Annotated in this window: 4 protein-coding genes; 3 read left to right on the top strand and 1 reads right to left on the bottom strand. The window is 69.7% G+C overall.

Going from position 1 to position 4,876, the window contains the following annotated elements; all coding sequences use genetic code 11:
• From mfd to AC1DP0_RS18080, 3 genes are all read left to right on the top strand, one after another.
• The coding region (gene mfd / locus AC1DP0_RS18090; RefSeq protein WP_478087101.1) for a transcription-repair coupling factor at window positions 1-2,329 on the top strand (2,329 nt) is incomplete at its 5' end.
• Window positions 2,330-2,386: 57 nt separating this feature from the next.
• A complete protein-coding gene (locus tag AC1DP0_RS18085; RefSeq protein WP_478087098.1) occupies window positions 2,387-2,923 on the top strand; it encodes a hypothetical protein in 537 nt (178 codons plus the stop codon).
• 19 nt (window positions 2,924-2,942) lie between these two features.
• Window positions 2,943-3,929 (top strand): nucleoside triphosphate pyrophosphohydrolase, encoded by a 987-nt coding sequence (locus AC1DP0_RS18080; protein WP_478087095.1) that lies wholly within the window; start codon window positions 2,943-2,945, stop codon window positions 3,927-3,929.
• 177 nt (window positions 3,930-4,106) lie between these two features.
• Here AC1DP0_RS18080 and AC1DP0_RS18075 read toward each other — a convergent pair.
• The coding region (locus AC1DP0_RS18075) for a sugar transferase (RefSeq protein WP_478087091.1) at window positions 4,107-4,876 on the bottom strand (770 nt) is incomplete at its 5' end.

The following is a 4,876-nucleotide window of genomic DNA, read 5'->3' as shown; positions in this document are numbered from 1 at the left end:
CGCCAAGCGTGTCGAGGAGGTGCTGCGCGACCACGAGGTGCCTGTCGACCGGCTCGCCGACACGATTCCCAGTGGCCGGGCTCTCATCGCAACCGGGTCTCTCGGAAGGGGATTCGTCGACGAAACCGCACGCCTCGAGGTGCTCACCGAGACCGACCTCACCGGGCAGGTCGGCAGCTCGACGTCGACGAAGGACATGCGGCGTATGCCGTCGCGTCGGCGCAACCAGGTCGACCCGCTCCAGCTGCGCCCGGGGGACCACGTCGTCCACGAGCAGCACGGCGTCGGCCGTTTCGTCGAGATGATGCAGCGCACGGTCGCCGGAGCCACCCGCGAGTACCTCGTCATCGAGTACGCCCCGAGCAAGCGCGGTCAGCCGGGTGACCGCCTCTTCGTCCCCACCGACCAGCTGGACCAGGTGACGAAGTACGTCGGCGGCGAGGAGCCGACCCTCAACAAGATGGGTGGTTCCGACTGGACCAAGACGAAGTCGCGGGCCAAGCGCTACGTCAAGCAGATCGCGGCCGACCTCATCCGCCTCTACAGTGCCCGCCAGGCCACGAAGGGCCACGCGTTCGCGCCGGACACCCCGTGGCAGCGCGAGCTCGAGGACGCCTTCGCCTACATCGAGACCCCGGACCAGCTGGTCAGCATCGACGAGGTCAAGGCCGACATGGAGAAGCAGGTGCCGATGGACCGGCTCATCTGCGGGGACGTCGGCTACGGCAAGACCGAGATCGCGGTGCGCGCGGCGTTCAAGGCGATCCAGGACGGCAAGCAGGTCGCGGTCCTCGTGCCGACCACGCTGCTCGTCAGCCAGCATCAGCAGACCTTCGCCGAGCGCTACGCGCAGTTCCCGGTCAAGGTCGCCTCGCTGTCGCGCTTCCAGAGCGACAAGGAGGCCAAGGAGGTCATGGCCGGCATGGCCGACGGCAGCATCGACGTCGTCATCGGCACGCACCGCCTGCTCGCCAAGGATGCGCGGTTCAAGGACCTGGGTCTCGTCATCATCGACGAGGAGCAGCGCTTCGGGGTCGAGCACAAGGAGCTGCTCAAGACGATGCGCACAGCCGTCGACGTCCTGTCGATGTCGGCCACGCCAATCCCGCGCACGCTCGAGATGGCTGTCACCGGCATCCGTGAGATGTCAACTCTCGCAACGCCGCCCGAGGAGCGGCACCCGGTGCTCACCTTCGTCGGCGCCTACGACGAGAAGCAGATCACCGCGGCGGTCCGTCGGGAGCTGCTGCGCGAGGGGCAGGTCTTCTTCGTCCACAACAAGGTGAGCAGCATCGAGAAGGCGGCCGGTCGCCTGCGCGAGCTCGTCCCCGAGGCGCGCATCGCGACCGCCCACGGCCAGATGGGTGAGCACAAGCTCGAGCAGGTCGTCGAGGACTTCTGGGAGAAGCGCTTCGACGTCCTCGTCTGCACGACGATCGTCGAGACCGGCCTCGACATCTCCAACGCCAACACCCTCATCGTCGAACGCTCCGACGTGCTCGGTCTCTCCCAGCTGCACCAGCTGCGCGGCCGTGTGGGTCGTGGACGCGAGCGGGCCTACGCCTACTTCCTGTACCCGCCCGAGAAGCCGATGACCGAMACGGCGCACGACCGCCTGCGCACCATCGCGAGCAACACCGACCTCGGCTCCGGCATGGCCGTCGCCATGAAGGACCTCGAGATCCGCGGCGCCGGCAACCTGCTCGGCGGTGAGCAGTCCGGTCACATCCAGGGCGTCGGCTTCGACCTCTACGTCCGGCTCATCGGCGAGGCCGTCGCCGACTTCCGCGGCGACGCCGTCGACGTGCCGGCCGAGATCAAGATCGAGCTCCCCGTCGACGCGCACCTGCCCCACGACTACGTGCCGGGTGAGCGGCTGCGCCTCGAGGCGTACAAGAAGCTCGCGACCGTCGAGACGTTCGAGGCCGTCGACGAGATCGAGGCGGAGCTGCGCGACCGCTACGGCGCGCCGCCCAGGCCGGTGCAGAACCTCCTCGAGGTGGCTCGCCTGCGCGTCGTGGCCCGCGCCGCCCGCATCGGCGACATCGGCGTCCAGGGCAAGGTCGTGCGCTTCGGCCCGGTCAAGGAGCTGCGCGAGAGCCAGCAGCTGCGCCTCATGCGCCTCTATCCGGGCACGCTCGTCAAGGAGGCGCTCGGCACGATCCTCGTTCCCGTCCCGATGACGGCGCGGGTCGGTGGCAAGCCGTTGCGCGACGTCGAGGTGCTCACGTGGGCCCGGCAGCTGATCCAGGCCGTCCTGCTCGACGACATCGCGGCGGCCTCGTCCGCGTCGTCGGGTGCGGCCAGGTCCGCCATGGGAGCACCGTAGGATGTCAGACRCATCCGCCAGAGGAGGAATTCAGTGAAGGCTTGGTCTGCTCAATCCGTGAAGCGCGCGGCCGTCGTCGGCGTCGCCACGCTCGGCGCCGTGTCGCTGCTCGGCGGATGCGGTTTCGAGACGCGTCAGCAGGCTGCCGCCGTCGTCAACGGCAAGGTCATCCACGAGTCCGACGTCCGCGAGACGTCCGACCAGCTCAAGGCCGCCAAGCTCGACTTCGCCGAGAACATCGTCGTGACGGCCCTCGTCGCGGCGCCGCTGCTCAAGGACGCCGTCGCGACCTCCGGCAGCTGGAAGCCCGACGCGACCTACGCCTCCGTCATCTCCTCGATCCCCGGCGCCACCGACACGACGAAGGAGTTCGTCGCGGCGGTCGCCCTCATCCAGTCGCAGAAGATGACGCCGGCCGACGTCGCCGCCTACCGCGCCGACCTCCAGAAGGCCGACATCACGGTCAACCCCAAGTACGGCTCGATCGTGAAGTCCGACCAGGGACCGGTCTACTTCACGCTCGGTCAGCAGACGCCCAACTGGGTCAAGCCTGAGACCAGCCCTGCTCCCGCCACGCCGACCGCCGCCCAGTAACCCTGCCACCCTCGCCGCTGTGACTGCTCGCGTCGTCCTGCTCGTCACGACACCCCGCATCGCGCCGGGGCTCCTCACCCGCGAAGCGTGGTCGAGCCTCGAGCAGGCGTATGCCGTGTGGGGACGTCCCGACGAGCCCCAGGTCGCGGCGCTCGTCGAGGCTGGGGTCGAGGTGCTGCACCGCGAGTCCGCACATCCGGCCGACCTCGCGCGTGATCTCGTGGCGGCCTCTGAGGTCGGCGACGTCGTGTGGGTCGGCTCCTCCGATGGCGACCCCGGCCTCAGCGACGCCATCGCCGTCGAGGTGACGCGCCTTCCCGAGCCCCCCGACGTCGAGCTGCTCATCGGCTCCTTCGACGTCCCCGGCGCGCGACTGCTCGACGTCGTCGCCGTCATGGATCGGCTCCGTTCGCCCGGTGGCTGCCCGTGGGACGCGCAGCAGACGCACGCCTCACTCGTCCCCTACCTGCTCGAGGAGGCTCACGAGGCCATCGAGGCCATTGAGAGCGGCGACCCCACGCACATGCAGGAGGAGCTAGGCGACCTGCTCCTGCAGATCGCCTTCCAGGCCCGCGTGGCCGAGGAGCACGCGACCGAGCCGTTCGACATCGACGACGTGGCCGGCGGTCTCGTCGACAAGCTCGTCCGCCGTCATCCGCACGTCTTCGCCGAGGTCGAGGCGGCTACCGCCGACGCCGTCGAGGCCAACTGGGAGACGCTCAAGGCCGCCGAGAAGCAGCATCGGACGCATGCTCTCGAGGGCGTGCCGACCTCCCTCCCGGCCCTGGCCCGCGCTGATAAGTACGTGTCCCGGCTGCACCGGACCGGCCGGGACGACCTCGTCGACGCGGCCGTCGCTGCCGGGGACGTCGGCGCACGGCTGCTGGACCTCGTCCGACGTGCCCGGGTCGAGGGCGTCGACGCGGAAGCCGCCCTGCGCGAGACCCTGCGGCAGCTGGAGCAGCGTTCAGCCGCGACCAACGGCGGAGACCTGCCGACCGCCTGAGCCATGGCTGGCGCTCTCGCCGCCTGTGCGGCGCGGACCCGCCCCTTCGGTCTGGCACGAGGCCGAGGAGGAGCGAGCCCGGCGCAACTCGGCAGGGGGGGTGCCGGGAGCGCCGGGCCCGCGGGCGGATGCACGAGATGAGGTACCCGTGCCCCCGCCGTTCATGGGGTTCACCTCTCAGTATGCTCCGTGTGAGGCGAAGACGGCATGAACCGTGCGAGCCAGGATCGCGAGATCCTGGACGATCGACCAGTTGTCGACGTAATACAGGTCGAGGCGGACGGTGTCCTGCCACGAGAGGTCGCTCCGGCCAGAGACCTGCCAGAGGCCCGTCAGTCCGGGGCGCACGTGGAGCCGACGCTGGACGTCGGTCTCGTAGCGGCGGACCTCGGCCGGCAGGGCCGGCCTCGGCCCGACGAGGCTCATGTCGCCGTTGATGACGTTGATCAGCTGCGGCAGCTCGTCGATGGAGAACCGGCGCATCACGGCTCCGACACGCGTGATCCGCGGGTCGTGCTCGGCCTTGAACAGGACGCCCTCGGGGTTCTTGTTGAGGTGACTCACCCCCGACAGGCGGGCCTCCGCATCGACGACCATGCTGCGGAACTTGAGGCACTCGAAGAGGTGTCCGTCGCGACCGACCCGGGTCTGGCGGAAGAGGACCGGGCCGCCGTCCTGCAGCTTGGTCAGCAGCGCGAAGGTGAGCATGACCGGTGACGCGAGGAGCAGGGCGACGGTGGCGCCGACCAGGTCGAAGGCGCGCTTCAGGCCGCGGGAGGCCGCGAGACTCTGCGGGGGCTCGACGTGCACGAGCGGCAGCCCCCCGACGGGGCGCATGGCCATCCGGCCCGACGAGATGTCGCTGAGGCTCGGGACGACCGCCATCTGCACGTCGTGGCCTTCGAGGTCCCAGGCATCTGCACGTCGTGGCCTTCGAGGTCCCAGGC

The sequence above is a fragment of the Terrabacter sp. P5_B1 genome (assembly GCF_056400505.1).
Note: the sequence above shows the minus strand (reverse complement) of the source record. Positions and strands in the feature narration are given on the sequence as shown.